The sequence below is a fragment of the Vogesella facilis genome (genome assembly GCF_042648525.1).
Classification (GTDB): domain Bacteria; phylum Pseudomonadota; class Gammaproteobacteria; order Burkholderiales; family Chromobacteriaceae; genus Vogesella; species Vogesella facilis.
Genome location: NZ_JBHRXN010000006.1, coordinates 69,179 through 95,091 on the forward strand (window position 1 = coordinate 69,179; position 25,913 = coordinate 95,091).

At 64.3% G+C, this 25,913-nt stretch carries 30 protein-coding genes and 1 tRNA gene; 21 read left to right on the forward strand and 10 right to left on the reverse strand.

The genetic code is table 11. From position 1 onward, the window contains the following. Positions 1–13: 13 nt before the first annotated feature. A complete protein-coding gene (locus tag ACFOLG_RS02395) occupies positions 14–1,222 on the reverse strand; it encodes a hypothetical protein (protein ID WP_386087994.1) in 1,209 nt (402 codons plus the stop codon). Positions 1,223–1,587: 365 nt separating this feature from the next. Continuing rightward, positions 1,588–1,677, reverse strand: a tRNA-Ser gene (locus tag ACFOLG_RS02400). Between the two features lie 122 nt (positions 1,678–1,799). Here ACFOLG_RS02400 and ACFOLG_RS02405 point away from each other — a divergent pair. Beyond that, positions 1,800–2,951: a pyridoxal phosphate-dependent aminotransferase gene (locus tag ACFOLG_RS02405; RefSeq protein WP_386087996.1), complete on the forward strand. Its 1,152-nt coding sequence runs from the start codon at positions 1,800–1,802 to the stop codon at positions 2,949–2,951. Positions 2,952–3,066: 115 nt separating this feature from the next. Here the strand turns inward: ACFOLG_RS02405 and ACFOLG_RS02410 are convergent, their stop codons facing one another. Both ACFOLG_RS02410 and ACFOLG_RS02415 read right to left on the reverse strand, forming a co-directional pair. After that, a complete protein-coding gene (locus ACFOLG_RS02410; protein ID WP_386087998.1) occupies positions 3,067–3,948 on the reverse strand; it encodes an EF-hand domain-containing protein in 882 nt (293 codons plus the stop codon). Between the two features lies 1 nt (position 3,949). Beyond that, positions 3,950–4,519 carry a LemA family protein gene (locus ACFOLG_RS02415; RefSeq protein ID WP_386088000.1) on the reverse strand — a complete coding sequence of 190 codons (570 nt, stop codon included), beginning with the start codon at positions 4,517–4,519 and terminating at the stop codon, positions 3,950–3,952. A 64-nt stretch (positions 4,520–4,583) separates the two neighbouring features. Here ACFOLG_RS02415 and ACFOLG_RS02420 point away from each other — a divergent pair, with 64 nt between their 5' ends. Continuing rightward, positions 4,584–5,471, forward strand: a complete 888-nt coding sequence (locus ACFOLG_RS02420; RefSeq protein ID WP_386088002.1) for a Rossmann-like and DUF2520 domain-containing protein — start codon at positions 4,584–4,586, stop codon at positions 5,469–5,471. Here the strand turns inward: ACFOLG_RS02420 and ACFOLG_RS02425 are convergent. Genes ACFOLG_RS02425 through ACFOLG_RS02435 form a run of 3 tightly spaced genes read right to left on the reverse strand, consistent with a single transcriptional unit; the run spans position 5,458 to position 7,089 of the window. Continuing rightward, the gene (locus ACFOLG_RS02425) at positions 5,458–5,796 is read right to left on the reverse strand and encodes a hypothetical protein (protein WP_386088004.1); all 339 of its coding nucleotides are present in this window, start codon (positions 5,794–5,796) and stop codon (positions 5,458–5,460) included. The genes ACFOLG_RS02420 and ACFOLG_RS02425 overlap by 14 nt on opposite strands. 10 nt (positions 5,797–5,806) lie before the next feature. Beyond that, positions 5,807–6,511 carry an SAM-dependent methyltransferase gene (locus tag ACFOLG_RS02430; RefSeq protein WP_386088006.1) on the reverse strand — a complete coding sequence of 235 codons (705 nt, stop codon included), beginning with the start codon at positions 6,509–6,511 and terminating at the stop codon, positions 5,807–5,809. Next, entirely contained in the window at positions 6,511–7,089 is a 579-nt protein-coding gene (locus ACFOLG_RS02435; protein WP_386088008.1) for a Maf family protein, read from the reverse strand. The genes ACFOLG_RS02430 and ACFOLG_RS02435 overlap by 1 nt, the downstream gene beginning before the upstream one ends. A 136-nt stretch (positions 7,090–7,225) precedes the next feature. Between ACFOLG_RS02435 and ACFOLG_RS02440 the strand changes: the two genes are divergently transcribed. The 10 genes from ACFOLG_RS02440 to pabC all read left to right on the forward strand — a co-directional run bounded on the left by ACFOLG_RS02440 (position 7,226) and on the right by pabC (position 15,880). Beyond that, complete coding sequence (locus ACFOLG_RS02440) at positions 7,226–7,726, forward strand: YceD family protein (RefSeq protein ID WP_386088010.1); 501 nt, start codon at positions 7,226–7,228, stop codon at positions 7,724–7,726. Positions 7,727–7,756: 30 nt separating this feature from the next. After that, positions 7,757–7,936, forward strand: a complete 180-nt coding sequence (gene rpmF, locus ACFOLG_RS02445) for a 50S ribosomal protein L32 (RefSeq protein ID WP_088966814.1) — start codon at positions 7,757–7,759, stop codon at positions 7,934–7,936. Between the two features lie 64 nt (positions 7,937–8,000). Then, on the forward strand, positions 8,001–9,035 hold the full coding sequence (gene plsX, locus ACFOLG_RS02450; RefSeq protein ID WP_386088013.1) for a phosphate acyltransferase PlsX: 1,035 nt from the start codon (positions 8,001–8,003) through the stop codon (positions 9,033–9,035). Between the two features lie 9 nt (positions 9,036–9,044). Next, entirely contained in the window at positions 9,045–10,004 is a 960-nt protein-coding gene (locus ACFOLG_RS02455; protein WP_386088015.1) for a beta-ketoacyl-ACP synthase III, read from the forward strand. Positions 10,005–10,167: 163 nt separating this feature from the next. Further along, positions 10,168–11,097: an ACP S-malonyltransferase gene (gene fabD, locus ACFOLG_RS02460; RefSeq protein WP_386088017.1), complete on the forward strand. Its 930-nt coding sequence runs from the start codon at positions 10,168–10,170 to the stop codon at positions 11,095–11,097. Between the two features lie 42 nt (positions 11,098–11,139). Further along, on the forward strand, positions 11,140–11,877 hold the full coding sequence (gene fabG, locus ACFOLG_RS02465) for a 3-oxoacyl-ACP reductase FabG (RefSeq protein ID WP_386088019.1): 738 nt from the start codon (positions 11,140–11,142) through the stop codon (positions 11,875–11,877). 151 nt (positions 11,878–12,028) lie between these two features. After that, positions 12,029–12,268: an acyl carrier protein gene (acpP, locus tag ACFOLG_RS02470; protein ID WP_047965576.1), complete on the forward strand. Its 240-nt coding sequence runs from the start codon at positions 12,029–12,031 to the stop codon at positions 12,266–12,268. A 166-nt stretch (positions 12,269–12,434) separates the two neighbouring features. After that, the gene (fabF, locus tag ACFOLG_RS02475) at positions 12,435–13,676 is read left to right on the forward strand and encodes a beta-ketoacyl-ACP synthase II (protein WP_386088022.1); all 1,242 of its coding nucleotides are present in this window, start codon (positions 12,435–12,437) and stop codon (positions 13,674–13,676) included. A 105-nt stretch (positions 13,677–13,781) separates the two neighbouring features. Next, positions 13,782–15,080, forward strand: coding sequence for an aminodeoxychorismate synthase component I (locus tag ACFOLG_RS02480; protein WP_386088023.1), 1,299 nt, complete (start codon positions 13,782–13,784; stop codon positions 15,078–15,080). Next, positions 15,080–15,880 (forward strand): aminodeoxychorismate lyase, encoded by an 801-nt coding sequence (gene pabC / locus ACFOLG_RS02485; protein WP_386088025.1) that lies wholly within the window; start codon positions 15,080–15,082, stop codon positions 15,878–15,880. The genes ACFOLG_RS02480 and pabC overlap by 1 nt, the downstream gene beginning before the upstream one ends. Here pabC and ACFOLG_RS02490 read toward each other — a convergent pair. Continuing rightward, positions 15,877–16,152, reverse strand: coding sequence for a DUF4936 family protein (locus tag ACFOLG_RS02490; RefSeq protein WP_386088027.1), 276 nt, complete (start codon positions 16,150–16,152; stop codon positions 15,877–15,879). The two genes, pabC and ACFOLG_RS02490, sit on opposite strands and share 4 nt — an antisense overlap. 70 nt (positions 16,153–16,222) lie before the next feature. On the opposite strand from ACFOLG_RS02490, the gene ACFOLG_RS02495 reads away from it, so the two are divergent. Both ACFOLG_RS02495 and ACFOLG_RS02500 read left to right on the forward strand, forming a co-directional pair. Continuing rightward, on the forward strand, positions 16,223–17,116 hold the full coding sequence (locus ACFOLG_RS02495; RefSeq protein ID WP_386088029.1) for a prephenate dehydrogenase: 894 nt from the start codon (positions 16,223–16,225) through the stop codon (positions 17,114–17,116). Continuing rightward, positions 17,113–17,568, forward strand: coding sequence for a YaiI/YqxD family protein (locus ACFOLG_RS02500; protein ID WP_088966823.1), 456 nt, complete (start codon positions 17,113–17,115; stop codon positions 17,566–17,568). The genes ACFOLG_RS02495 and ACFOLG_RS02500 overlap by 4 nt, the downstream gene beginning before the upstream one ends. Positions 17,569–17,711: 143 nt before the next feature. Here the strand turns inward: ACFOLG_RS02500 and ACFOLG_RS02505 are convergent, their stop codons facing one another. Continuing rightward, positions 17,712–18,131 (reverse strand): pyrophosphohydrolase domain-containing protein, encoded by a 420-nt coding sequence (locus ACFOLG_RS02505; RefSeq protein ID WP_386088031.1) that lies wholly within the window; start codon positions 18,129–18,131, stop codon positions 17,712–17,714. A gap of 118 nt (positions 18,132–18,249) precedes the next feature. Beyond that, positions 18,250–19,542 (reverse strand): 3-phosphoshikimate 1-carboxyvinyltransferase, encoded by a 1,293-nt coding sequence (gene aroA / locus ACFOLG_RS02510; RefSeq protein ID WP_386088033.1) that lies wholly within the window; start codon positions 19,540–19,542, stop codon positions 18,250–18,252. Between the two features lie 146 nt (positions 19,543–19,688). Between aroA and cmk the strand changes: the two genes are divergently transcribed. The 7 genes from cmk to rfaE1 all read left to right on the forward strand — a co-directional run bounded on the left by cmk (position 19,689) and on the right by rfaE1 (position 25,895). After that, entirely contained in the window at positions 19,689–20,348 is a 660-nt protein-coding gene (cmk, locus tag ACFOLG_RS02515) for a (d)CMP kinase (RefSeq protein WP_386088035.1), read from the forward strand. Positions 20,349–20,503: 155 nt separating this feature from the next. Next, complete coding sequence (gene rpsA / locus ACFOLG_RS02520; RefSeq protein WP_386088101.1) at positions 20,504–22,183, forward strand: 30S ribosomal protein S1; 1,680 nt, start codon at positions 20,504–20,506, stop codon at positions 22,181–22,183. A gap of 9 nt (positions 22,184–22,192) precedes the next feature. Next, complete coding sequence (locus ACFOLG_RS02525; RefSeq protein WP_174874999.1) at positions 22,193–22,489, forward strand: integration host factor subunit beta; 297 nt, start codon at positions 22,193–22,195, stop codon at positions 22,487–22,489. A 170-nt stretch (positions 22,490–22,659) separates the two neighbouring features. After that, complete coding sequence (locus tag ACFOLG_RS02530) at positions 22,660–22,953, forward strand: lipopolysaccharide assembly protein LapA domain-containing protein (protein ID WP_386088037.1); 294 nt, start codon at positions 22,660–22,662, stop codon at positions 22,951–22,953. A 31-nt stretch (positions 22,954–22,984) separates the two neighbouring features. Next, a complete protein-coding gene (lapB, locus tag ACFOLG_RS02535) occupies positions 22,985–24,148 on the forward strand; it encodes a lipopolysaccharide assembly protein LapB (protein WP_386088104.1) in 1,164 nt (387 codons plus the stop codon). Positions 24,149–24,168: 20 nt separating this feature from the next. After that, entirely contained in the window at positions 24,169–24,915 is a 747-nt protein-coding gene (gene pyrF, locus ACFOLG_RS02540) for an orotidine-5'-phosphate decarboxylase (protein WP_386088039.1), read from the forward strand. Positions 24,916–24,932: 17 nt separating this feature from the next. Further along, positions 24,933–25,895: a D-glycero-beta-D-manno-heptose-7-phosphate kinase gene (gene rfaE1 / locus ACFOLG_RS02545; protein ID WP_386088041.1), complete on the forward strand. Its 963-nt coding sequence runs from the start codon at positions 24,933–24,935 to the stop codon at positions 25,893–25,895. Positions 25,896–25,913 lie beyond the last annotated feature (18 nt).

Here is a 25,913-nt window from a genome sequence, read left to right on the forward strand (position 1 = left end):
CTTTCGAGTGGAATTATAGAAGGTTATTCGCCAGTTCCACCCACTCATCAAAGTTAGTCCGAGGTGGAATACCCCAATTATCCACCATGCCCCCACCAAGCATTCTCAGGCCTAGATGTTCTACTCCTGATGCTACTTCAAGCAATTCAGGTAGTGTCCGCCACAAGAGCTCAATGTGTTGTGAGGCAGGTACTATGCCTCGATGAACAAGATCATTGCGCGTGATGCGGGCTAGCTCGAGTACCTTGTGGCAATCTTTGCTGATTATCTTGGCTAGGCGTAACTGCCTCTGCTTCGCCTTGATTTGATCGCTACGGATTGCCTTAGCTACTTTGGCATGGCACCGCGCTACCCGAGCCGGAAAGTTATGTTTGTTCTTTTCGTACTGTTCAGCCCATAGGTGCTCGGTAAGCTGCTCCACTGCGATCCAGAGGTTGTTGAGTGCATCACTGTTGTTCCGATACACCATTGCTGTGTAGCCGCTCAGAAGGAACAGTGGGGAGAAGTTACCGATAGCCCGAACTACCTGTTGACCCTGGTGAAGTGCCTTGTGCATGTCGCTCACCATCAGCACTCTGGGGTACATGAGTGGCTGAAGGCGGTCAGTTGGAGCAGCCCAGTTCAAGCGCAGGGAAGAGTGAAGCGATGGGATGTATGCGAAGAGACTTTTCTTTTCGTACAAAGCCCCAACCACTAGCGCTTCCGAGTGAAGCACTTCCGTGTGAATGCCCCCTAGTAACAGGCTACAAAGCACCTCATTCAGCTTTCTGACCCCGTCGGCCTTGCTTGGGAAATCTTCACACTGAGGAATTGCTATGGCTCCATCATAGCTAACAAGGGCCGGTATCCCACTCTTGTTGCCGAGCGGAAGGATTGCAACCACATTAGCCAACTGGCTCCCGTCATAGGAGTTTGCGTTGATCTGGTCAAACGTGATGTTCAAGCCCGCATTGGTATCACGATGAATTGCCGTATAGGGCCGCAAGTGGGCCATCCATGCAGGGTTATACGAAGGAACACTAGAGATTGGAGGGGTATATCCCGGCGGGGCATTTTCTTGTTTGATCCAATCCTCCTGATACCAGATGTGAGAATCGTCAGGCTTCGGCTTGATCGTTTCCGTCAGTGTCTTGGGAATGTTCCGATTGTTCGCGGTGAAGGGATCGTAATCGTCTTCAAACGCATGAATCATTCCGGTTTCTGTGTCTTGGTAGTGTTTCATGAAGTTTGGTCTGATCGGTGTCGGGGGGAGGCTGCCCCGCAATGGCTGGTCTGCGAAGCCGATGACCGGCAGCAATTAGCCCAGATCTACCATGCTAGCACATTGGTATAATGTGTCTTGCTTTGAGAGGGGGTGTAACAGGGTGGGTGTCGCCACTGCTTTCTTGTTGTCAGTGTCTGATGAATGCACCTGACTGATTTTCAGAAGAAAATTTAATGAAAATCAGCATGTTACAATGTGGTTGTGGACGGTTTTTTTAGAAGGTTTGTAGAAATATTAGGAGGTAGTCAGGAGAAAAACAGAGTTTTCCTTGGAAGGGAAAAACAAAAAAGCCCTTGATTTCTCAAGGGCTTAGTTGTGTGGTCTGGCGGAGAGGGAGGGATTCGAACCCTCGGTACGCTCGCACGTACGCCTGATTTCGAGTCAGGTACATTCGACCACTCTGCCACCTCTCCGCGACAGGCTGCGCAGTATAGATGCCGCCCCTATGGCTGTCAACCACTGCTTTGCTGCGGCATACTGGATGGCATGGGGCCATGACGGGCCGGTGCTAGCTAAAGGGATGGAAGGGGCTGCAGTGAAACTATCGAACAGGTTGGCCGCGATTGCGCCGTTTCAGGTGATGGCGATTCTGGAGAAGGCGCGGGCGTTGCAGGCGGCCGGGCATGATGTGATCCACCTGGAAGTGGGCGAGCCGGACTTCGCCACCCCGGAGGCCATCGTAGAGGCCGGGCGCGCGGCGCTGGCGGCCGGGCATACCTTCTACACCGCGGCGCAGGGCTTGCCGCAGCTGCGCGTGGCGATCGCCGATTTCTACCGCCAGAGCTTCGGAGTGACGGTATCGCCGGAGCGCATCATCGTGACGCCGGGGGCATCCGGTGCGCTGCAGATCGCGCTGGCGCTGCTGGTGGAACAGGGCGATGGCGTGCTGATGCCGGATCCGACTTATCCATGCAACCGCCACTTCGTCAGCCTGCTGGGCGGCGTGCCGCAGACGGTGGCGGTGGATGCGTCCACTCGCTACCAGCTGCTGGCCGATGCCGCCGCGGCCAACTGGCAGGCCAACACCGTGGCCGCCATGGTGGCCACACCTGCCAACCCCACCGGCACCATGCTCAGCCGCGACGAGGTGGCCGATCTGGCGGCGCTGTGTCGCGACAAGGGCGCGGCGTTGATCGTGGACGAGATCTACCAGGGGCTGAGCTACGGCGCGGACTCGTTCAGCGCGCTGTCGCTGGCGGACGATGTGTTCGTGATCAACAGCTTTTCCAAGTATTTCCAGATGACCGGCTGGCGGCTGGGCTGGCTGGTGGTGCCGCAGGATTGCGTGGAGCCGGCGCTGCGCCTGGCGCAGAACCTGTTCCTGTGTCCGCCGGCGGCGGCGCAGCACGCGGCGCTGGCGGCGTTCCAGCCGGCGGTGCTGCAGCAGCTGGAGGAGCGCCGCGCCGAGTTCGGCCGCCGCCGCGACTTCCTGCTGCAGGAATTGCCCAAGCTGGGCTGGCACATCGATTCGGTGCCGGACGGCGCGTTCTACATCTACGCCGACGTGTCGGCGGTGACCGACGACAGTTTTGCCTACTGCCAGCGCATGCTGGACGAGGTGAAGGTGGCGATCACGCCGGGGGCGGATTTCGGTAGCCACCGCGCCGGCCAGCATGTGCGGGTGGCCTACACCACCGGTGTCGAGCGGCTGGCGGAGGCGATCGCGCGCATGCGCCGCGTGCAGTAGCCGCGGCGGGAAGTGGCAAGGGCGTGGCCATCGGCCACGCCCTTGTCGTTGTGGCCAACGTTGGCCGCAGGCCTGTTTTAGCGGCTCCGCCGGCCTGTCCGGGTGGCCGCGCAGGCTAGTGCAGCAGCAGTTTGACGCTGTGCAGCGCCGCCAGGGTGGCCAGTGCGGCGTGGCACCAGGCCAGCCGGCGCAGGCGGCGCGCGGTGTCTTGCGGGCTGCGCCAGCTGATGATGAAGGGGCGGCCGTCGGCCGGCTGTTGCAGCTGGCTGCCCAGCGGCGCCGCCGCCAGCTCGCGGTGCATGGCCTGTACCTGTGTCTGTGCCGCCTGGCGCGCCTGCTCCCATTCCTCCGCCGACAGTTGCCCGTCGCCGTTGCGGTCGAAGCGGCGCAGCAGGGTGTGCTGGTCGTCTTTCCACTGGTTCAGCGTCAGTTGCAGGTCGTCGCGGAAATCCTGTCGCCGCGGGTGCTCGCCGGCGCGCTGCAGTTCACCCAGCACGTACAGCGGGTCGCCGGCGGCGATCCAGTGCTCGGTGTAGCGGTAGTCGCCGTCGCGCCAGCGCTGCTGGTGGCGGCTGTCCACCAGCGCGCCGGCCGGCAGCACCACCACCTCGCCGCGCTGGTCCAGCAGGCGGAAGGCATCGTCGCTGCGGTGGGATTCGCGGTGGCGCTGCTGGTACTCGCGGCCCTGGTACTGGCATTCGGCGTGGTACCACAGGCACGGGCGCTTGCCGTAGGGGCTGAGCAGCGGCTTGCCGCCCGGCGCGGCCGCGGCGCCGTAGCATTCGGTGTAGCCCTGCGCGGCGGCGCGGGTGGTGGCGGTGGGGGTGTCGGCCACGTGGCGGTAGTGGCGATAGAAGCAGGCCCACAGCAGTAGGCCGCCCAGGCTGGCGCTGGCGACAAACGGCAGCTGCGGCGCGCTGCCCAGCCGCCAGTACAGCAATAGCAGCAGCGCGTACGGCAGCAGCGTGCCCCAGCCGTATTCCAGCAGGGTGCGCATGTCAGCGGGTGAACAGTTCGTGCACGTTGATGTCGCGCTTCTCGGCCTCGGCAAAGCGCAGCGGGCGCGCGGCGGCGAAGCCGCACAGATTGGCCACCAGCACGTCCGGAAACTGCTCGATGCGCACGTTGTTGTTGTTCACCGCTTCGTTGTAGAGTTCGCGGCGGTCGGCGATGGCTTCCTCCAGTTCGCTGATGCGCAGCATCAGGTGCTGGAACTGCTGGTCGGCCTTCAGCTCCGGGTAGGCCTCGGCCACCGCGAAAATCTGGCCGGTGAGGCTGCGTAGCTGGCCCTCCAGCTCGCCGATGCGGCCAACGTTGGCCGCACGCGCCGCCTCGGACAGCATGGCGCGCGCTTCCATCACCTGGCTGAGCGTGCTCTGCTCGAACTGGCTGTAGTGGCGGCACACGTCCACCAGCTTGGGCAGCTCTTCGTGGCGCTGCTTCAGCAGCACGTCGATATTGGCCCAGCTCTTGCTGACTTCGTGCTTCAGCCGCACCAGGCCGTTGTACAGCGCCACCCCGTAGAAGAACAGTACGGCGAAGGCGGCCAGAAACAGGATCAAGGGCATGGTGGTCTCCGGGAAGTGAGGCGCCATCGTCGTCGTGCTGTCGGCGCCCTGTCAAGCCAGCGGCATGGATAAGGAACGGAACATGCTTACCCTCAATATCATCGGCGCCGGCCGCCTGGGCAAGACGCTGGCGCAGCTGGCGCGGCACAGTGGCCGCTACCGCATCGGCGTGGTGCTGTGCCGCAGCCTGGCGGCGGCCGAGCAGGCCTGTGCCTTCATCGGCGGCGGCGAGCCACGCGACAGCCTGCAGGCGTTGCCTGCGGCCAACCTTACCCTGCTGGCGGTGCCGGATGGCGCCATCGCTGGCGTGGCTGCGGCGCTGGCGGCCAGTGGCGACGTGGCGGCCGGCAGCGTGGTGTTTCACGCCAGTGGCGTGGGCGAGGCCGGCTTGCTGGCACCGTTGGCGGCACTGGGCGTGCAGTGCGCCAGCCTGCACCCGGCGTTCTCGTTTGCCGAGCCGGCGCGGGCGGTGCAGGGCTTTGCCGGCACCCGCTGCGCGCTGGAGGGCGATCCTGCGGCCTTTCCCGCCTTGCGCGAGTTCGCCAGCGCCATCGGCGGCGTGCCGTTTGATCTGGCGCCGGGCGGCAAGGCGGCCTACCACGCGGCGCTGTCGATTGCCTCGAATTATCTGGTGACGCTGCACGACCTGGCGGCGCGGGTGGCGGCGCAGGCCGGCATGAGCGACGACATCGCCGCCGCGGTGCTGGGCGGGCTGATGCGGCAGACATTGGAAAACACCTTGGCGCTGGGGCCGCCGGCGGCGCTCACCGGGCCGATCGCCCGGGGCGATGCCGGCACGGTGGCCAGGCATCGCGCGGTGTTGTCGGCAGCGGATGATGCGCTGTACTGCGCACTGGGGCTGGCGACGGCGAGGTTGGCCGCAGGCCGGCTGGATACGGCGGCGCAGGCGGCGCTGGGCCGGGTGTTGCAGCCGGGGCTCAGGGCGGAGTAAGCGGGGTGGTGAACGGATCGGGCGGCGCCTGGCGGTAGCCCTGGCGCAGCAGGCTGGCGATCAGCCACTGCGGCCCCTGGCGTGCCAGCCAGATATTGCGTGCCAGGTAGGCCAGGCCGAGCAGCAGGGTCTCCGCATCCCCGCTGGCCAGCAGCAGCCCGGCAAACACGAATTCGGACAGCAGCAGCCAGCGCGCGTGCCAGGCCAGCCCTTCGCTCAACGCCCACAGCGTGGGGGTGATGCAGGCCAGCCAGTTGAAGCCGCTGTGCAGCCGGCGCTCGGGCAGGGTGGGGTGGTAGAAGCACAAAGCGCGGCCGCGTGGCATGGCCGGGGACTCAGCCGGCGTGAATCACGAAGATCGCCGGCCGCTTGTGGAAGTCCGGCGCCAGCTTGGGCCAGTCTTTCACCAAGCGGCTGACGATGGTCTGCGTCGGCGCGGTCAGGTCGGCGGCCACGCACAGGCGGCTGGCTGGCGCCAGCGTTTCGCGCAGCTGTTGCAGCAGCGCGTTGTTGCGGTACGGGGTTTCGATGAATACCTGGGTTTCGTTGTTCTGCCGCGAGCGGGCTTCCAGCGCCTTGATCGCCTTGGCGCGCTCGGCGGCGTCCACCGGCAGGTAGCCATGGAAGGCGAAGCACTGGCCGTTGGCGCCGCTGGCCATCAGCGCCAGCAGAATCGACGACGGGCCGATCAGCGGCTCCACGCGGTAGCCTTTCTCGTGTGCCTGCGCCACCAGCTGCGCGCCGGGGTCGGCCACTGCCGGGCAGCCGGCTTCCGATACCAGGCCCACGTCCAGCCCTGCGGCCAACGGTGCCAGCAGCGCGGCCACGTCGGCGGGCTTGGTGTGCTCGTTCAGCGTGTGCATCACCAGTTCGCGAATCGGCGTGCTGACGCCCAGCTGTTTCAGGTGCTTGCGCGCGGTCTTTTCCGCTTCCACCACGAAGTGGCTGATATGGATTACGCGGGCGCGCTCGCCCTCCGGCAGCCACGGGGTATCGCCTTCGCCCAGCGGGGTGGGAATCAGGAACAGGGTACCGGCCATCACAGGATCTCCACGCCTTCGTTCTGCAACATGGTGACCAGAGCGAACAGCGGCACGCCGATCAGCGCGTTGGGGTCGTCCGCTTCCACCTTCTGCAGCAGTGCGCCGCCCAGGGTCTCGCTCTTGGCGCTGCCGGCGCAGTGCAGCGCATCCGGCTCGCGCGTCAGGTAGTTGCGGATCTGCTGCTCGGACAGCTGGCGCAGGGTGACGCGGGTGATGCCCACGTCTTCTTGGATGTGGCCGCTCTTGCTGTTGTATAGCGCCAGTGCCGAGTGGAACACCACGGTGCGGCCGCTCATCCACTTGAGCATCTCCACGCCGTTGTCGAAGCTGGCGGGCTTGCCGATCTGCTGGCCGTCCAGCAGCGCTACCTGGTCGCCGCCGATGATCAGCGCGTCTGGGAAGCGCTCGGCCAGCGACATGGCCTTGGTGCGAGCCAGCCGTACCGCGGTATCGAGTGCGGTTTCGCCCGGCAGCGGGGTTTCGTCGCATACCGGCGCGGCGGCGATGATCGGCAGGCCGAGACGTTCGACGATTTCGCGGCGGTAGCGGGAGGTGGAGGCAAGGACGATCTGCATGAAGGTTCCGTTTGCGGTAAGCTGCACGTCTTTCGGTGGCATTTCATGGCTTTTGCCACGGCACGGCGGACGAAATGCAGCCTAAGCCCTGATTGTTTTGACAAATTACCTAACGCGATTATATCATCCAAGGTTTATGTCTAACCCGATTTTGATTGATCCGCTCGCTTTCGCCCGCGACGGCAGCCAACTTGAAAAAGAACTGGCCATCGCCGACTTGGACGAACGGGTGCACCAAGTGCTGGCTACCACGGCCGGCGCGGTGAAGTTGTCGCTGGCCGGTTTTGCCGATCGCCTGCGCCGTCCTTCGCTGCGCTACCGGCTTGCGGCCAACGTTGAGCTGACTTGTCAGCGTTGCCTGGGGGTCTTGCCCTTCGCGATCGAAAGTGACGGCGTGATCACGCTGTTCTCCAACGAGACGAAGCTGGACGACGCGGTGGCGCAGGACGAAGAACTCGATGCCATCATGGCCGAAGACGAGTTCGACGTGCTGGCACTGATCGAAGACGAAATCATTATGGGCTTGCCGCTGTCGGCGAAACACGACGACTGCGGCTCGGAGCATCTGGAGCGCGCCAAGGCTGACAAACCTAACCCGTTTGCGGTACTGGCAAAGCTGAAGAAATCCGGGTCCTGAACTTTTACTTGTATTACTTAGGAGTCGACCATGGCTGTTCAACAGAACAAAAAGTCCCCGTCCAAGCGCGGCATGCATCGTGCACACGATTTTCTGACCGTTCCGGCCCTGGCCAAAGAGCCGACCACCGGTGAAACCCACCTGCGTCACCACATCAGCCCGAACGGCTTCTACCGTGGTCGCCAGGTTGTGAAGGCCAAGGGCGAGTAATTCTCGTCACCCCATCGCTACTCATCTTCATAACTACAGGTAGCTCCGCTACCGTTCCACGTTAATGACCATCACCGTAGCGATCGATGCCATGGGCGGTGACGTTGGCCTCAAGGTCACCGTCCCGGCATCCGTCAGATTTCTGCAAGACACCCCCGACGTCAATCTGATCCTGGTAGGCGACAGTGCCGGCATAGAAGCCGAACTGGCCGCGCAGCCGGCGTCCGTGCGCGCACGCATTACCGTGCAGCACACCACCCAGGTGGTGGGCATGGACGAGGCGCCGCAACTGGCGCTGAAGAACAAGAAAGACTCGTCGATGCGGGTGGCGATCAACCTGGTCAAGGATGGCCAGGCCCAAGCCGCTGTCTCCGCCGGCAATACCGGCGCGCTGATGGCTACCGCCAAATTCGTGCTCAAGACCATTCCGGGTATCGACCGCCCCGCCATCGCCAAGATGATGCCGGGTACCGGCGGCGAGACCTGCGTGCTGGATCTGGGCGCCAACGTGGACTGCTCGCCCGAGCAACTGCTGCAATTCGGCATCATGGGTGCCGAGCTGGCGGCCAGTCTGCAGCATAAGCAGAACCCCACCGTGGGGCTGCTGAACATCGGTTCCGAAGACATCAAGGGCACCGACAACATCAAGCGCGCCGCCGAGCTGCTGCGCGAATCCGGCCTGAATTTCTACGGTAACGTCGAAGGCAACGACATCTTCAAGGCAACGGTAGATGTGGTAGTCTGCGACGGCTTTACCGGCAACGTGGCGCTGAAAGCCTCCGAGGGGCTGGCGCACATGATTGCAACCTTCCTGCGCGAAGAGTTTGCCCGCACGTGGTGGACCAAGCTGTGCGCACTGGCCGCGCTGCCGGTGCTCAAACACTTCAAGGCCCGCGTCGATCCCCGTCGCTACAATGGCGCCAGCTTCCTGGGCCTGCGCGGGATCGTGGTGAAAAGCCACGGCGGCACCGACGCGCTGGGATTCCGTATCGCACTGGAGCAGGCTTGCGAGGAAGTCCGCGCCAATGTGATTGGTCACATCACGGACCGGGTCGCTTCCCAACTACAAAATCTCAAGCGCCCCGAGTCTGAAGCTTAAAGTTAGCTCATGACCTATTCCCGCATTCTCGGTACCGGCAGCTACCTGCCGGAAACCGTCCTGACCAATGCCATGCTGGCCGAGCGCGTGGAAACCAGTGACGAGTGGATTGTCACCCGCACCGGCATCCGCGAGCGCCGCATCGCCGCCGACGATCAGAAAACCAGCGACCTGGCCTACCAGGCGTCGCTGCAGGCGCTGCAAAGCGCCGGTCTGACCGCCGCCGATATCGACCTGATTATCGTCGCTACCACCACCCCCGACATGGTGTTCCCCAGCACAGCCAGCATCCTGCAGGAAAAGCTGGGCATCCCGGGCGTGCCGGCCTTCGACGTGCAGGCGGTGTGCGCCGGCTTCGTCTACGCGCTGGCCACCGCCAACGGCTACATCAAGAGCGGCATGGCCAAGAACGTGCTGGTGGTGGGCGCCGAAGTGATGAGTCGGCTGCTGGACTGGGAAGACCGCCGCACCTGCGTGCTGTTCGGCGATGGCGCCGGCGCCGTGGTGGTAGGCCCGTCCGACGAGCCGGGCATCCTGCATGCCAAGTTGGCCGCAGACGGCCGCTACCGCGACATCCTCAAGACCGAGGCACAGATCGCCAGCGGCGGGGTGGATGGCACACCGTTCCTGTACATGGATGGCCCGGCAGTATTCAAGTTCGCGGTGAAGGCGCTGTCCGATATCGCCGAGAAGACCCTGGCCGAAGCCGGTGTGACGCAGGCCGACGTGGACTGGCTGGTGCCGCACCAGGCCAACCTGCGCATTATCGAATCCACCGCCAAGCACCTGGGCCTGTCGATGGACAAGGTGATCGTTACCCTGCCGGAGCAGGGCAACACCTCGGCGGCATCCATTCCTCTGGCGTTCGACCACGCAGTGAAGAGCGGCCAGATCCAGCGTGGCCAGACCGTGATGCTGGAAGGCATCGGCGGCGGTTTCGCCTGGGGCGCGCTGCTGCTGCGCTTCTGATGCAACCAACGGGCGCGGCAATGTCGCGCCCGTTTTCCGTCTAATTGACGGTGATTGTCGGCCAACTGCGGCAAACTTCGATTCATACGATTGTTTGATCGTTTTTTTGCATTAATGCCGGCAAGTCGTCATCATTCACCCCGTTTCAAAAAGGAGACCCGCCATGGCGTTTGCCTTTCTTTTCCCCGGCCAGGGCTCGCAGAGCCTGAAGATGATGGACGGCTTTGCCGACCTGCCGGTAGTAAAACAGACTTTCGACGAAGCTTCCGCCGCGCTGGGCGAAGACCTGTGGGCGATGCTGCAGGCCGAATCCGCCGACGCGATCAACGCCACCGTCAACACCCAGCCGCTGATGCTGGCTGCCGGTGTCGCTACCTACCGCGCCTGGCTGGCGCAGGGCGGCACGGTGCCGGCCGCGGTGGCCGGCCACAGCCTGGGTGAATACTCGGCGCTGGTCGCTGCCGGCGCGCTGGAGTTCGCCGATGCAGTGAAGCTGGTGCGCCTGCGCGCACAAGCGATGCAGGAAGCGGTACCGGCAGGCGAGGGCGCCATGGCCGCCATTCTCAACCTGTCCGACGACGATATCCGCGCCGCCTGCGCCGAAGCGGCACAGGGCGAAGTGGTGGAGCCGGTGAACTTCAACTCGCCGGGCCAGGTGGTGATCGCCGGCGCCAAGGCCGCCGTGGAGCGTGCCATGGAGCTGTGCAAGGCCAAGGGTGCCAAGCGCGCGCTGCCGCTGCCGGTGTCGGTGCCGTCGCACTGCACGCTGATGAAGCCGGCCGCCGAGCGTCTGGCCGTAGCGTTGGCCGCAGTGGAGATCAAGGCGCCGCAGATGCCGGTGCTGCACAACGCCGACGTGGCCGCCTACAGCGATGCCGACCAGATCCGCGACGCGCTGACCCGTCAGCTGTATCGCCCGGTGCGCTGGACCGAAACCATCCAGCAGCTGGCCGCCGATGGCATCGTGCTGATGGCCGAATGCGGTCCGGGCAAGGTGCTGGCCGGCCTCGCCAAGCGTATCGACGGCAACGTCAACTGCCACGCGCTGACCGATGCCGCCAAGCTGGAAGCGGCCCGCGCCGAGCTGGCGTAACGAACACAGGTTGGCCGCCTGCGGCCAACGTAGGAGAGAAACATGAGCTTGCAAGGTAAAGTCGCACTGGTGACCGGCGCATCGCGCGGCATCGGTGCCGCCATTGCCGATACTCTGGCCGCCGCCGGCGCCAAGGTGATCGGCACCGCCACTTCCGTCAGCGGCGCCGCCGCCATCGGCGAGCGCCTGGCGCAGTGGGGCGGTGTCGGCCTGGTGCTGAACGTGGGTGAAGAGGGCGCCATCGACGCGCTGATCGACACCATCGGCAAGGAACACGGCGACGTGGCGATTCTGGTCAACAACGCCGGCATCACCCGCGACGGCCTGCTGATGCGCATGAAGGACGAAGACTGGGATGCCATCATGGATACCAATCTGAAGTCGGTATTCAAGGCCTCCAAGGCCGTGCTGCGCAGCATGATGAAGGCCCGGGTTGGCCGCATCATCAACATCGCCTCGGTGGTCGGGGTGATGGGCAACGCCGGCCAGACCAACTACGCGGCCGCCAAGGCCGGCATCATCGGCTTCACCAAGTCGATGGCGCGCGAAGTGGGCAGCCGCGGCATCACCGTCAACTGTGTGGCGCCGGGCTTCATCGACACCGACATGACCCGCGCGCTGCCGGAAGCGCAGCGCGAGATGCTGGTGAGCCAGATCGCTTTGGGTCGTCTGGGCGACGCACAGGACATCGCCGACGCGGTGCTGTTCCTGGCGTCCGACAAGGCGGCCTACATCACCGGCCAGACCCTGCATGTCAACGGTGGCATGCTGATGCCGTAAGGCGTTGGCGGTAAACAGGTTGCAACAAACAGTCACCTGGCTGACATCATTTCCGCGATGAAAGCTGTTCTAGGTAGGCTACTCTGGTTTTTTTTTGTAGAATGGCGGGGTTTTGTTATCCCGAGCACAGAAAGGTATAGGGTTTAAACAAATGGAAAACATCGAAGCGCGCGTAAAGAAGATCGTTGCCGAGCAACTGGGCGTGAATGAAGCCGAAGTGAAGATCGATTCTTCCTTCGTTGACGATCTGGGCGCTGACTCCCTGGACACCGTTGAGCTGGTTATGGCGCTGGAAGAAGAGTTCGAGTGCGAAATTCCGGATGAAGAAGCCGAGAAGATCACCACCGTTCAGCAAGCCGTAGACTACGTTACCGCTCACCTGAACAAGTAATTCCTTCTTGGATTTACCAGGACCTCTGCCGGTGTGGCTACACGCGCCTGCAGAGGTTTTTTGCTGTAGTAGTTCTGAAACGCGTGTTTGATTCAATGCTGCAAGGCATTGCGTCCCGCGTCGGGACTAACGGGAGCCAGGCTCCCACATTTCACGGAGATACCCTGTGTCTACACGCAGAGTAGTAGTGACCGGCCTTGGACATGTGTCCCCGGTCGGTAACGATGTCGCCAGCGGCTGGGCCAATCTCCTTGCCGGCAAGAGTGGCATCACTGCCATTACCCGTTTTGACGCCAGCGATGTGGCTTGCCAGATCGCCGGTGAAGTCAAAGATTTCGACATCACCCAGTACATTCCGGCAAAAGATGCCCGCCGCATGGATGCCTTCATCCATTACGGCATTGCCGCTGCGCTGCAAGCCGTGGCCGATGCCGGCCTGGATGACATCCCCGGTCTGGACAAGACCCGCGTTGGCGTCAACATCGGTTCCGGTATCGGCGGCCTGCCGCTGATCGAGGAAACCGGCGTGGCGCTGCAACAGGGCGGTGTGCGCAAGATCGGCCCGTTCTTCATTCCGGGCTCGCTGATCAACCTGATCGCCGGTCACGTGTCCATCCTCAAGGGCTTCCAGGGGCCGAGCTACGGCATCGTGTCCGCCTGCACCACCGGTGCACACTGCATCGGCGATGCCGCGCGCCTGATCAAGTACGGCGACGCCGACATCATGGTGGCCGGTGGCGCCGAAGGCGCGGTCACCAAGCTGGCAGTGGGCGGTTTTGCCGCCATGAAGGCGCTGTCCACCCGCAATGACGACCCGGCCACCGCCTCGCGTCCGTGGGACAAGGGCCGTGACGGCTTCGTGATGGGCGAAGGTGCCGGTGTGATCGTGCTGGAAGAGTACGAACACGCGGTGAAGCGCGGCGCCAAGATCTACGCCGAGCTGATCGGCTTCGGCATGAGTTCCGATGCCTACCACATCACGGCACCGAGCGCCGAAGGCCCGGCCCGCGGCGTCAGCAACGCGCTGCGCGATGCCGGCATCAACGCCGACCAGGTGCAGTACGTCAACGCGCACGGCACCTCCACCCCGTTGGGCGATGCCAACGAAACCAATGCGCTGAAACTGGCGTTTGGCGAGCACGCCAAGAAGCTGGCGGTGAACTCCACCAAGTCGATGACCGGCCACCTGCTGGGCGCCGCCGGTGGCGTGGAAGCCATCTACTCCATCCTGGCCGTGCACAACCAGGTGGCGCCGCCGACCATCAACCTGCACGAGCAGGACTTCGACGCCGGTTGCGATCTGGACTACGTGGCCAACACCGCGCGCGACATGCAGATCGATGTGGCGATCTCCAACTCGTTCGGCTTCGGCGGTACCAACGGTACCCTGGTGTTCAAGCGCGTATAAGCCATGTCCGGTCGCTCAGGCGACATTGACAGCCAAGACCGCTGCGATAAACTCGCGCGGTCTTTTTCTTTTGCGGCCAACGTGGTGCGCGTTGGAGCCGAATCCATGCATTTCGAACTGCTGAACCACACGCCCGACCTGCTGGCACTGCATGCTGCCGACCGGGCGCGCTTTCCCTACCTGCTGCAGTCCTCCGGCGACATCGGCTGGGACATCCTGATGGCGCTGCCGCAGCGCCGCCGCGTATACCGCGAAGGCGAGGGCGCGGCGTTTTTGGCCGACGTGCGCGCGCTGCCGGCGCCGCTGGCGGTGGCCAATCCGCACGGCCTGCCGTTCACCGGTGGCTGGTTTGTGTACCTGGGCTACGACCTGCTGTCCGAGTTCGAACCCAGCGTGCCGGCGGCGATCAGCGATAGCTTCCCGTTGGCGGCCTTGACGCGTATCCCGGCTGCCGTGATCCACGACCGCGCCGGCAAGCAGAGCTGGCTGATGGCGGAAAGCGCCGTGCAGCTGGACGAACTGAAGGCGGCGCTGACCGGCGTGCCGGCGTTTGCGGCCAACCCGGTGCAGCTGCAGGCGCTGGAGGAAGATCCGCCGCACTGGTACACCGACGCGGTGGTGAAGCTGAAGGACTACATCTACGAAGGCGACGTGTTCCAGGTCAACATCTCGCGCGGCTGGCGCGCCACGCTGGGCGAGGAAGTGCGCCCGGTGGACCTGTTCGCCGCGCTGCGCCGCGCCAATCCGGCGCCGTTCTCCGCGCTGGCGGATTTCGGCGACGCGCACATCGTCAGCTCCTCGCCGGAGCGGCTGGTGCGCGTGCACGACGGTTGGGCGGATACCCGCCCGATCGCCGGCACCCACCCGCGCTCGCCGGATGCCGCCGAGGATGCCGCGCTGAAGCAGCGGCTGATCAGCAGCATCAAGGAGCGGGCCGAGCACGTGATGCTGATCGACCTGGAGCGCAACGACCTGGGCCGCATCTGCCAGCCGGGCACGGTGGAGGTGAACGAGCTGATGGCAGTGGCCAGCTACGCCTACGTGCATCACATCGAATCCAATGTCCGCGGCCGCATCCGCGCCGGGGTGGACACCGTGGACGTGTTCCGCGCACTGTTTCCCGGCGGCACCATCACCGGCTGCCCCAAGGTGCGCACCATGCAGATCATCCGCGAGCTGGAAAACAGCGCGCGCCGCGCCTACACCGGCAGCCTCGGCTACCTCAACCGCGACGGCACGCTGGATGTGAACATCCTGATCCGCACCTTCATGCAGCAGGGCCAGCAGCTGCGCTTCCGCGCCGGCGGCGGCATCGTCGCCGACTCCGACCCCGAGCGCGAGCTGCAGGAAACCCGCCACAAGGCACGCGGCCTGCTGCGCGCACTGGGCGTGGAGCAGGCCTGATGCTGATCAACGGCCAGCCGGGCGACAGCATCGCCGCCAGCGATCGCGGCCTCGCCTACGGCGATGGCCTGTATCGCACGCTGCAGGCGCGCCATGGCCAGCCGCTGCTGTGGCACTGGCAATGGCAAAGGTTGGCCGCAGACTGCGCCAGCCTGCGGCTGCCTTGCCCGGACGAAGCCTTGTTGCTGGACGAGATCGCGCGCGTGGCCGGCGAGTTGCCGCGCGCGGTGGTGAAGATCGTGCTGACCCGCGGCAGCGGCCAGCGCGGCTACGCCATGCCGGCAGACGTCACGCCGACGCGCATCGTCAGCGCCACCGCCTGGGCAGGCTATCCGGCCGAGCGCGCGGAGCAGGGCGTGGTGGTGCGCTGGTGTGCCACGCGGCTGGCGATCCAGCCGCTGCTGGCCGGCATCAAGCACCTGAACCGGCTGGAAAACGTGTTTGCGCGCAGCGAGTGGCAGGATGCCGCCATTGCCGAAGGGCTGATGCTGGACATGGATGGCACGGTGGTGGAAGGCACCATGAGCAATCTGTTCATCGTGCGCAGGGGCGAACTGCTTACCCCGCCGCTGGACCGCTGCGGTGTCAGCGGTGCCATGCGCGCCTGCGTGCTGCAGCTTGCGGCCAACCTTGGCATCGCCGTGCGCGAAGCACGGCTGCTGTCGGACGAGGTGCTGGCGGCGGACGAAGCCTTCATCTGCAACAGCCTGGCCGGCATCTGGCCGCTGCGCCAGCTGGAGCAGCGGCAGTGGCAGGCGTGGCCGCTGACGCGGCGGCTGCAACAAGCGTTAGCGGACTAGGTATCCAGCGGCTGGAACCACTCCTCATGCCGCTGCAGCGCCGCCAGCAGGGGCTGGCGGGCGACGGCGGCCTGCAGCGCGGCGCCGAAGGCAGCGGCGTCGCCGATCGGCTCGTAGATTTCCATCCAGGTTTGCGCGTCATCACGACGTCGCAACAATCTTCCCGCTATTCCGGTTTTTTGCTGAATTTCTGCCAGTAGCGCATTTGCTTGCTGTTGTGCTGGCAGGAAATTGCCGTCAACCCGGTAATAGATGTACAGCGACAGGGCCATGGCTGCTCCGCTGGTATTGGCAAAATACGGTTATGATAGCCGCTTCTGATTCAACGGCACGGGATGCGGTATGCAGGTGGGTGAGGGCGGCTTGACCCTGGTAGTGATCGGCGTCGGCCTGATCGGCGGTTCGTTTGCCCTGGCGCTGAAGCGCGCCGGCAAGGTGACGCGGGTGATTGGCGTCGGGCGTTCTGCGGCCAACCTGCAGCGGGCGGTGGAGCTGGGCGTCATCGACGAAGCCAGCCACGACGCGGTAACGGCGGTGGCCCGCGCCGACCTGGTGCTGGTGGCCACCCCGGTAGGGCAGATGGGGCGCGTGTTCGCCGAGATCGCGCCGCACTTGCCTGCCCATTGCGTGCTCACCGACGGCGGCAGCACCAAGAGCGACGTGGTGGCGCTGATGCGCCAGCACCTGCCTGGCCAGCTGGCGCATTGCGTGCCGGCGCACCCGATTGCCGGCTCCGACCTGTCCGGCGCCGCTGCCGCGCAGTACGGCCTGTACGACAACCGCCGCATCGTGGTGACGCCGCTGCCGGAAACCGACCCCGCCGCCGCCGAACTGGTGCGCGAGCTGTGGCAGGCCTGCGGCGCCCGCGTCTACCAGATGAGTGCCGGCGAGCATGATGCGGTGTTCGCCACCGTCAGCCACCTGCCGCACCTGCTGGCCTTCGCCTATGTGGACGCCATTGTCGGCAAGGCCGATGCCGAGCGCTGTTTCGATTTCGCCGCCACCGGTTTTCGCGACTTCACCCGCATTGCCGGCAGCCACCCGGAAATGTGGCGCGACATCGCCCTGGCCAACCGCGATGCGCTGCTGGTGGAGCTGGATACTTTCCAGCAGACGCTGGACGCGCTGCGCGCCGAGCTGAAAGCCGGCGATGCCGAGGCGATGATGCAGCGCTTCGAGCGCGCCCGCGCCGCCCGCCAGAGCTGGCAGCAGAAATTCAACCGGGGTAACGCATGACCATCTGGGTGGATGCCGATGCCTGTCCCGGCGTGATCAAGGACATCCTGTTCCGTGCCGCCGAGCGCACCGGCGTGGCCACCGTGCTGGTGGCCAACCAGCTGCTGCGGGTGCCGCCGTCGCCGCATATCCGCGCGTTGCAGGTGCCGGCCGGTTTCGACGTGGCCGACAACCACATCGCGCAGCAGGCGCAGCCGGGCGACATCGTGGTGACGGCGGACATTCCACTGGCGGCACAGGTGGTGGCCAAGGGCGCGCTGGCGCTGAACCCGCGCGGCGAGCTGTACAGCGATGCCACCATCCGCGAAGCGCTGGCGCTGCGCAACTTCATGACCGAGCTGCGCGACAGCGGGGTGCAGACCGGCGGTCCGGCGGCATTCAGCCAGCGCGACCGCGCCAACTTCGCCGCGCAGCTGGACAAGCTGCTGCACAAGTTGGCCGCAAAACGCTAAGGCAGCTGCTTGCTGGTATTGCGCGAGGCTAGTGCCGGCAACAAGGCCTCGCCAAGAGCCTGAGCCAGGGCGCACTGACGCAGACAGTTCAGCTGCTACGGCAAGGCGATGCAACCCTGGATCAGGGGTGCTGCTGGCGGCAGTTAGCCGCCGCTGGCGCGAATCACGCCCTCTTTATCCGCCGGCTGCCAGCCGGCCGGTTTCAGTATCTTGCCGTCTTCTCGGCGCACCACCTTGCCGTCCACGCACTTGGCCAGGTTGGCCGCATGAATGGCGGCGAACATGTCTTCCAGCGGCAGCCCCTGCGACAGCAGCAGGCCGATCAACACATTCAGCACGTCCACGCCCTCGGCCGCCAGTTCGGCACGCAGCCGGGTCTGCCCGGCAGCATCTGCCTGCTGGATGCGCTGGTAGTCCTGCAGTGCGGTCATGAATTCCTGCCACTCCTCCTGCAGCATGTTCTGCCACATGGTCAGCGCCTCGGCGTGATATTGCGGCTGGGCGGGGAGGTTCATGTCGAAGCGTTGCATGAAGTCGCGGCGCAGGCTGAACGGGTTACTCATCTTGTGTTTCTCGTGAGTTGTCGGCGCAATATTTTGTGTTTTGTGGGCTGCTTTGGCAAGCCGAGGGCGTGCAAAAGGCCGCTGCATGCAGCGGCCTTGATGGTGGGGAAGGGGGGGGTCAGTTCGCCGCCAGCTTGCCCAGCACCTCGAAGTAATCTGGGAAGGTCTTGGCCACACATTTCGGGTCGTTGATGATCACCGGCGTACCCAGCAGCGCCACCAGCGAGAAGCACATCGCCATGCGGTGGTCGTCGTAGGTGTCGATCTCGGCATTGGCGGTCAGCGTGGCCGGCGGGGTGATGCTGATGCTGTCCTGCGTCTCCACAACGCTGGCGCCGACCTTGCGCAGCTCGGTGGCCATGGCCGCCAGGCGGTCGGTTTCCTTCACCCGCCAGCTTTCCACATTGCGGATGGTGGTGGTGCCGTTGGCGGCCAGCGCGGCCACCGCGATGGTCATTGCCGCATCCGGGATGTGGTTCAGGTCCACGTCGATGGCCTTGAGGCCGCCTTGCGGCGCGCGTGCCTCGATCCAGTTGTCGCCGATGCTGATCTCGGCGCCCATCAGTGCCAGCGCGTCGGCGAATTTCACATCGCCCTGGATGCTGCTGCGGCCAACCCCTTCCACCCGTACCGGGCCGCCGGCCAGCGCGCCGGCCGCCAGGAAGTAGGAAGCGCTGGAGGCATCGCCCTCGACGTGGATTTCACCCGGCGCACGGTAGCGCTGGCCGGCGGCGATGGTAAAGCGCTGCCAGCCGTCGCGCTGCACGCTGACGCCGAAGCGCGCCATCAGGTTGAGGGTGATCTCGATATACGGCTTGGAAATCAGCTCGCCCACCACCTCGATGGTGACGCTGTCGCCGGTCAGCGGCAGTGCCATCAGCAGCGCGGTGAGGAACTGGCTGGAGACATTGCCCTTCACCGGAATCACCTTGCCGGCGCTGATGCCGGCCGGGTGGATCTGCAGCGGCGGGTAGCCGTCGTTGCCCAGGTAGCGGATGTCGGCGCCGGCCACGCGTAGCGCGTCCACCAGGTCGCCGATCGGGCGCTCGTGCATGCGCGGCACGCCATGCAGGTGGTAGTTGCCCTGCATCAGCGCCAGTGCGGCGGTGAGCGGGCGGAAGGCGGTGCCGGCATTGCCTAGGAACAGGTCGGCATCCTTCACCGCAAAGGCACCGCCGGTGCCGTGCACCAGGAAGTCGCGGCTGTCGCCCTGCTGTTCCACTTTCACGCCCAGCGTGGCCAATGCTTCCAGCATGCGGCGGATGTCATCGGAGTCCAGCAGATCGCGCACCAGGGTAGGGCCGTCGGCCAGCGCGGCCAGCAGCAGGGTGCGGTTGGAGATGCTCTTCGAGCCGGGCAGTTTTACCGTGCCGGCCAGGCGGGGAATCGGGTGCAGCGTGAGTTGTTCCATGGTCTTGTCTTTTTGGCGGGCGGCAGGGCGCCGCACGGGGGTGATCTCGTGCAGCGACTGTACCGGTTTTGTGCACTGCGACGCAAACCTGCTGCCGGGTGGCGAGCTGCGTTACAATTGCCGGTTTTGATTCAAGGCGATGTGACATGCCTACGTTGAAACCCGTAATCACCATCGACGGCCCGTCCGCCTCCGGCAAGGGCACCGTGGCCGCGCTGGTGGCAGACAAGCTGGGCTTCCATTATCTGGATTCCGGCGCGCTGTACCGCCTCACCGCGCTGTACGCGCTGCGTGAAGGGGTGAGCTGGGAAGACGCCCACGGCGTGGCCAGGTTGGCCGCACAGTTGCCGGCGGCGTTCCGCGACGGCAAGGTGTGGCTGGATGGCAACGATGTCAGCGCGGCGATCCGCGCCGAAGATATCGGCATGGGCGCCTCCAAAGTGGCGGCGCTGCCGGAAGTGCGCGCCGCGCTCATGGAGCGCCAGCGCACCTTCCTGACCCCGCCGGGCCTGGTGGCCGACGGCCGCGACATGGGGTCGGTGGTGTTTCCGCGTGCCGATCTGAAGGTTTTTCTGACCGCCAGCGCCGGGGTGCGTGCCGAACGCCGCTATAAGCAGTTGATCGCTAAGGGAGAATCTGCTAATCTCGATCGGATTCAGCTGGATATTTCCGAGCGTGACGCGCGTGACGCAGCGCGCCCGGTTGCCCCGCTGCGACAAGAGCCGGATGCCCGCTTGCTGGACACCTCGGCCCTGACTATCGACCAGGCGGTCGATCAGGTGCTGGCGTGGTTCGCCGCCGTCTGATGTTTTCAGGCCGCAGGCGATGACCGCAATGCCGTGGCCCGGCCATTAATTTTTTGTAAACGCAGCTTGTAACTCCTTGCGCTGGCTGCGTATTTCAACTTGACCCGTGTGACGCAAGGCACGCTTATGTGAGTATACGAATGACTACCTTCGAAATGGAAAGCTTTGCCGCGCTGTTTGAGGAAAGCCTCTCCCTGCAGGAAATGCGCGCTGGTGAAGTGATCACCGCTGAAGTGGTTGGCGTTGATTCCAACTTCGTGACCGTTAACGCCGGTCTGAAGTCCGAATCCCTGATCCCGGTTGAAGAATTCAAGAGCGACAACGGTCAGCTGGAAGTGAAAATCGGCGACTTCGTGACCGTGGCGATTGACTCCCTGGAAAACGGTTTCGGCGAAACCAAGCTGTCCCGTGAAAAAGCCAAGCGTCTGGCTGCCTGGGTTGACCTGGAAGAAGCGCTGGAAGCTGGCAAGATTCTGTCCGGCGTTATCAGCGGCAAGGTTAAGGGTGGTCTGACCGTTATGGTTAACGGCATCCGCGCCTTCCTGCCGGGTTCCCTGGTTGACGTGCGTCCGGTGAAAGACACCACTCCGTACGAAGGCAAGGAAGTCGAGTTCAAGGTTATCAAGCTGGATCGCAAGCGTAACAACGTAGTTGTTTCCCGCCGCGCCGTGCTGGAAGAGACCCTGGGCGAAGAGCGCAAGGCACTGCTGGAAACCCTGAAAGAGGGCGCAGTGATCAAGGGTATCGTCAAGAACATCACCGACTACGGTGCGTTCGTTGACCTGGGTGGTATCGACGGCCTGCTGCACATCACCGACCTGGCATGGCGTCGTGTGAAGCACCCGTCCGAAGTTCTGGCCGTTGGCGACGAAGTAGAAGCCAAGGTACTGAAGTTCGACCAAGAGAAGAACCGCGTATCGCTGGGTCTGAAGCAACTGGGCGAAGATCCGTGGGTGGGCCTGTCCCGTCGTTACCCGTCCGGCACCCGCCTGTTCGGCAAGGTGACCAACCTGACCGACTACGGTGCGTTCGTGGAAATCGAGCAGGGCATCGAAGGTCTGGTACACGTGTCCGAAATGGACTGGACCAACAAGAACGTACACCCGTCCAAGGTAGTTCAGGTTGGCGACGAAGTGGAAGTGATGATCCTGGAAATCGACGAAGAGCGTCGTCGTATCAGCCTGGGCATGAAACAGTGCCAGGCCAATCCGTGGAACGAATTCGCCGACAACTTCAAGAAGGGCGACAAGCTGAAGGGCGCGATCAAGTCCATCACCGACTTCGGCGTGTTCGTTGGCCTGCCGGGCGGCATCGACGGTCTGGTTCACCTGTCCGACCTGTCCTGGACCGAAGCTGGCGAAGAAGCCGTGCGCAAGTTCAAGAAGGGTGACGAGGTTGAAGCGCTGGTTCTGTCCATCGACGTGGAAAAAGAGCGCATCTCCCTGGGCATCAAGCAGATGGAAGGCGATCCGTTCAACAACTTCGTTGCCATGAACGACAAGGGTTCCCTGGTGAAGGGCGTGGTTAAGTCTGCTGATGCCAAGGGCGCCGTGATCCAGCTGGAAGCCGACGTTGAAGGCTACCTGCGCGCTTCCGAAGTGTCCCGCGACCGCGTTGAAGACATCCGCACCCACGTTAAAGAGGGTGACGAAGTTGAAACCGTGATCATCGCTGTTGACCGCAAGTCCCGCTCCATCAGCCTGTCCATCAAGGCCAAGGACATGCAGGAAGAGAAAGCTGCCATGGCAGCCGTATCCTCCGATGCCAACGTGTCTGCTGGTACCACCAGCCTGGGCGCGCTGCTGAAAGCCAAACTGTCCGGCGGCAACGAGTAATTTATGGACATGACCAAATCTGAGCTTATTGCGAGGCTTGCCGAGCGTTATCCTCAGTTGGTCGCCAAAGATGCTGAGCTGGCCGTCAAAACCATTCTGGATGCGATGGCCGGCAGCCTGGCAAAAGGGCAGCGAATCGAGATTCGCGGCTTCGGCAGTTTCGATCTGAACTACCGTCCGCCGCGGGTTGGCCGCAACCCCAAGTCTGGCAGCAGCGTTGTCGTTCCAGAGAAATACGTGCCTCACTTCAAGGCAGGCAAGGAATTGCGCGAGCGAGTCGATCTCGAGGACGGCGCTGACCAATAAGTTGCTTGTTGTCTGTCTAGCAAAACGCTGCGACCACCGGTCGCAGCGTTTTTTTATGCCATGCGCGCTTGGGACGCATCGCGCTTTCGTTTAAACTTGCGACGCTGGTCGTTTTGTCGCTGGCGTGATGTCATCGGCAACCTGTGGGTTGCGAACCAAGTGAGAGTCCCATGCGTTACCTGTTCCGCTTGTTTGAGCTGCTGCTGCTCGTGTTGCTGGTTGCGGTCACCGTGCAGAACAGCACCGTGGTCGAGTTCAAGCTGTTTTTCGGCCATAGCTGGCAGGTGCCGCTGATCCTGCTGCTGCTGATTTTCTTTGTCGCCGGCGCCGTCATTGGCCTGCTGGCCACGTTTGCCTATTCCCTGCGCGTTCGTCGCGAGCTGTCGCAGCTCAAGAAAGAGCTGCGTTCCCGTCAGGCCGCCAGCAAGGTGGTGGCCGATCCGAGCGATGCCCTGGCCGACTGAGCCGGCGGTTTTCCCTATCCGAGGTTGAATGTTGGATCTAGATCTGTGGTGGCTGTTGCTGTTCCCGGCTTTCTTTGGCCTGGGCTGGCTGGCCGCGCGCGTGGACATGCGCGCCGTATTGAAGCAGGCCAAGGAAGTGCCGGCTGCGTTTTACAAGGGGCTGGATGCGCTGGTGGACGACCGCACCGATGCGGCGTCGCGCTCGCTGGCGGAAGTGGCGCGCGCGCATCCTGATGCGCTGGACGTGCAACTGAGCCTGGGCAAACTGTACCGCCGTCGCGGCGAGAACGATCACGCCATCCGCCTGCACCAGAAACTGCTGGAGCTGCCGGACCTGACCGCCGAGCAGAAGGCGCAGGTGCGCTTCGAGCTGTCGCAGGACTTCCACAAGGCGGGCCTGGTGGACCGGGCCGAAGAGCTGCTGTTGACGCTGCTGAAAAGCCACCACATGGGCAAGTCGGCGCGCGAGCAGCTGCTGAGCATCTACCAGCAGGACCGCGACTGGGAGAAAGCGATTGCCACCGCGCGCGAGCTGCGCAGCGATGCGCATTCCTTCCAGCACGAAGTAGCGCAGTTCTTCTGCGAACTGGCGCAGGCCGCGCTGTACCAGTCCGATTACGACAAGGCCCGTCACTACGTGGCCGAGGCGTTTGCGGCCAACCGCAAGTGCGTGCGCGCCAGCATCCTGCTGGGCGACATCGAAGTGGCCGCCGGCCATCTGGAAGCGGCGATCACCGCCTGGCAGGCGATCGAGAAACAGAACTACGAATACCTGGCGATGGTGGCCGAGCGCCTGTTCGACGCGCACGAGGCGCTGGGCAAGTCGCAGGAAGGCATCGCCCTGCTGCGCGGCTACCAGCGCACCTTCTCGCAGCTGGAGCTGACCGATCTGCTGTACCAGAAAGTGGCCACCTACGAAGGCGAGGCCAAGGCGCTGGAGGCGGTGCGCGAGGCGGTGCACGCGCGGCCGAACCTGCTGGGCGTGTATCGCCTGATCGAAGCGCAGATGGACGAGCTGAGCCCGGAAGGGCGCATGGACGCCGAAGTGGCGCGCGCGCTGGTGATGAAGCACGCGCAGAAACTGACCGTGCACCGCTGCAAGCGCTGCAATTTCCGCTCGCGGGCGTTCTTCTGGCACTGCCCGGCCTGCGGCGAGTGGGAAAGCTTCACGCCCAACCGCTCGGAAACCAATTGAATTCACCGACACGACCAAGCATGAATCCACTGATCCTTGATAATGCCGCGGCCAACGTGGCCTCGCCGGTGCTGGTGGCACTGGACTTCTCCACTGCCGATGCCGCGCTGGCCTTTGCCGCCCGTCTCGACCCGAGCCAGTGCCGCCTGAAAGTGGGCAAGGAGCTGTTTACCGCCGCCGGCCCGCAGCTGGTGGAACAGTTGGCCGCACGCGGCTTCCAGGTGTTCCTGGACCTGAAATTCCACGACATTCCCAACACCGTGGCGCATGCCTGCAAGATGGCGGCCGACATCGGCGTGTGGATGGTCAACGTGCATGCCTCCGGCGGCCGCCGCATGATGACGGCCGCCGCCGAGGCGCTGGCCAACTACAGCCAGCGTCCGCTGCTGATCGCCGTCACCGTGCTCACCAGCATGGAAGCCGCCGACCTGGCCGAAATCGGCATCAGCGTGCCGCCGCAGGAGCAGGTGCTGCGCCTGGCGCGGCTGACCCGCGACAGCGGTTTTGACGGCGTGGTGTGCTCGGCGCAGGAAGCGCCGCTGTTGAAGGCCGAGCTCGGCCAGGACTTCAAGCTGGTGACGCCGGGCATCCGCCTGGCCGACAGTGTCGCCGACGACCAGCGCCGGGTGATGACGCCGGTGGCCGCGCTGCAGGGCGGCGCCGACTACCTGGTGATCGGCCGCCCGATCACCAAGGCGGTGGACCCGCTGGCGGTGCTGACCGGCATCAACGCCGATATCCGTGCCTGGCAGCAAGGCCGGGCCTGAACCGGCGGAGGACAAACATGAGCCTGTTGCAGCAACTGGGCCTGATGCCCGAAACCCTGCGTGACAAACTGGCCGCCAGCCGCGTGCTGGTGGTGGGCGACGTGATGCTGGACCGCTACTGGTTCGGCGATGTCAGCCGTATCTCGCCGGAGGCGCCGGTGCCGGTGGCGCGCATCAACCGCATGGAAGAACGCGCCGGCGGTGCGGCCAACGTGGCGCGCAACATCGCCGGGCTGGGTGGCCAGGCCACCATCCTGTCGGTGGTCGGCGACGACGAAGCCGCCACCGCGCTGGAACGGCTGCTGGCCGCCGACGGCATCCAGGCCTCGCTCAAGCGCGACGCAGAGATTTCCACTACCGTGAAACTGCGCGTGGTGGCGCGTCAGCAGCAGCTGATCCGCCTCGATTTCGAGGACGCGCCCAGCCACGAGATCCTGGCCGACAAGCTGGACGACTACGCCGCCATCGTTGCCGCGCACGACGTGGTGATCCTGTCCGACTACGGCAAGGGCGGCCTCACCCACGTGGCGCGCATGATCGAACTGGCGCGTGCCGCCGGCAAGCCGGTACTGATCGACCCCAAGGGCGACGACTACAGCAAGTACGCCGGCGCCACGCTGCTAACGCCGAACCGTAGCGAATTCCGCCAGGTGGCCGGCAGCTGGCAGAGCGACGAACAGCTCGGCGCCAAGGCCGAGGCGCTGCGCAGCGAGCTGCAGCTGGACGCCCTGCTGGTGACGCGTAGCGAAGAAGGCATGACGCTGTTCCGCGCCGACGGCGCAGTACACGAACCGACGCTGGCGAAAGAGGTGTACGACGTGTCCGGTGCCGGCGATACCGTGATCGGCACCCTCGGCCTGATGCTGGCCGCCGGGCTGGACATGCCGCTGGCGATGCGCCTGGCCAATGCCGCCGCCGGTATCGTGGTGGCCAAACTCGGCACTGCCGTGTGCCATCAGCGCGAGCTGTTTGCACTGTAAGCGGCGCCCATTAGCCGC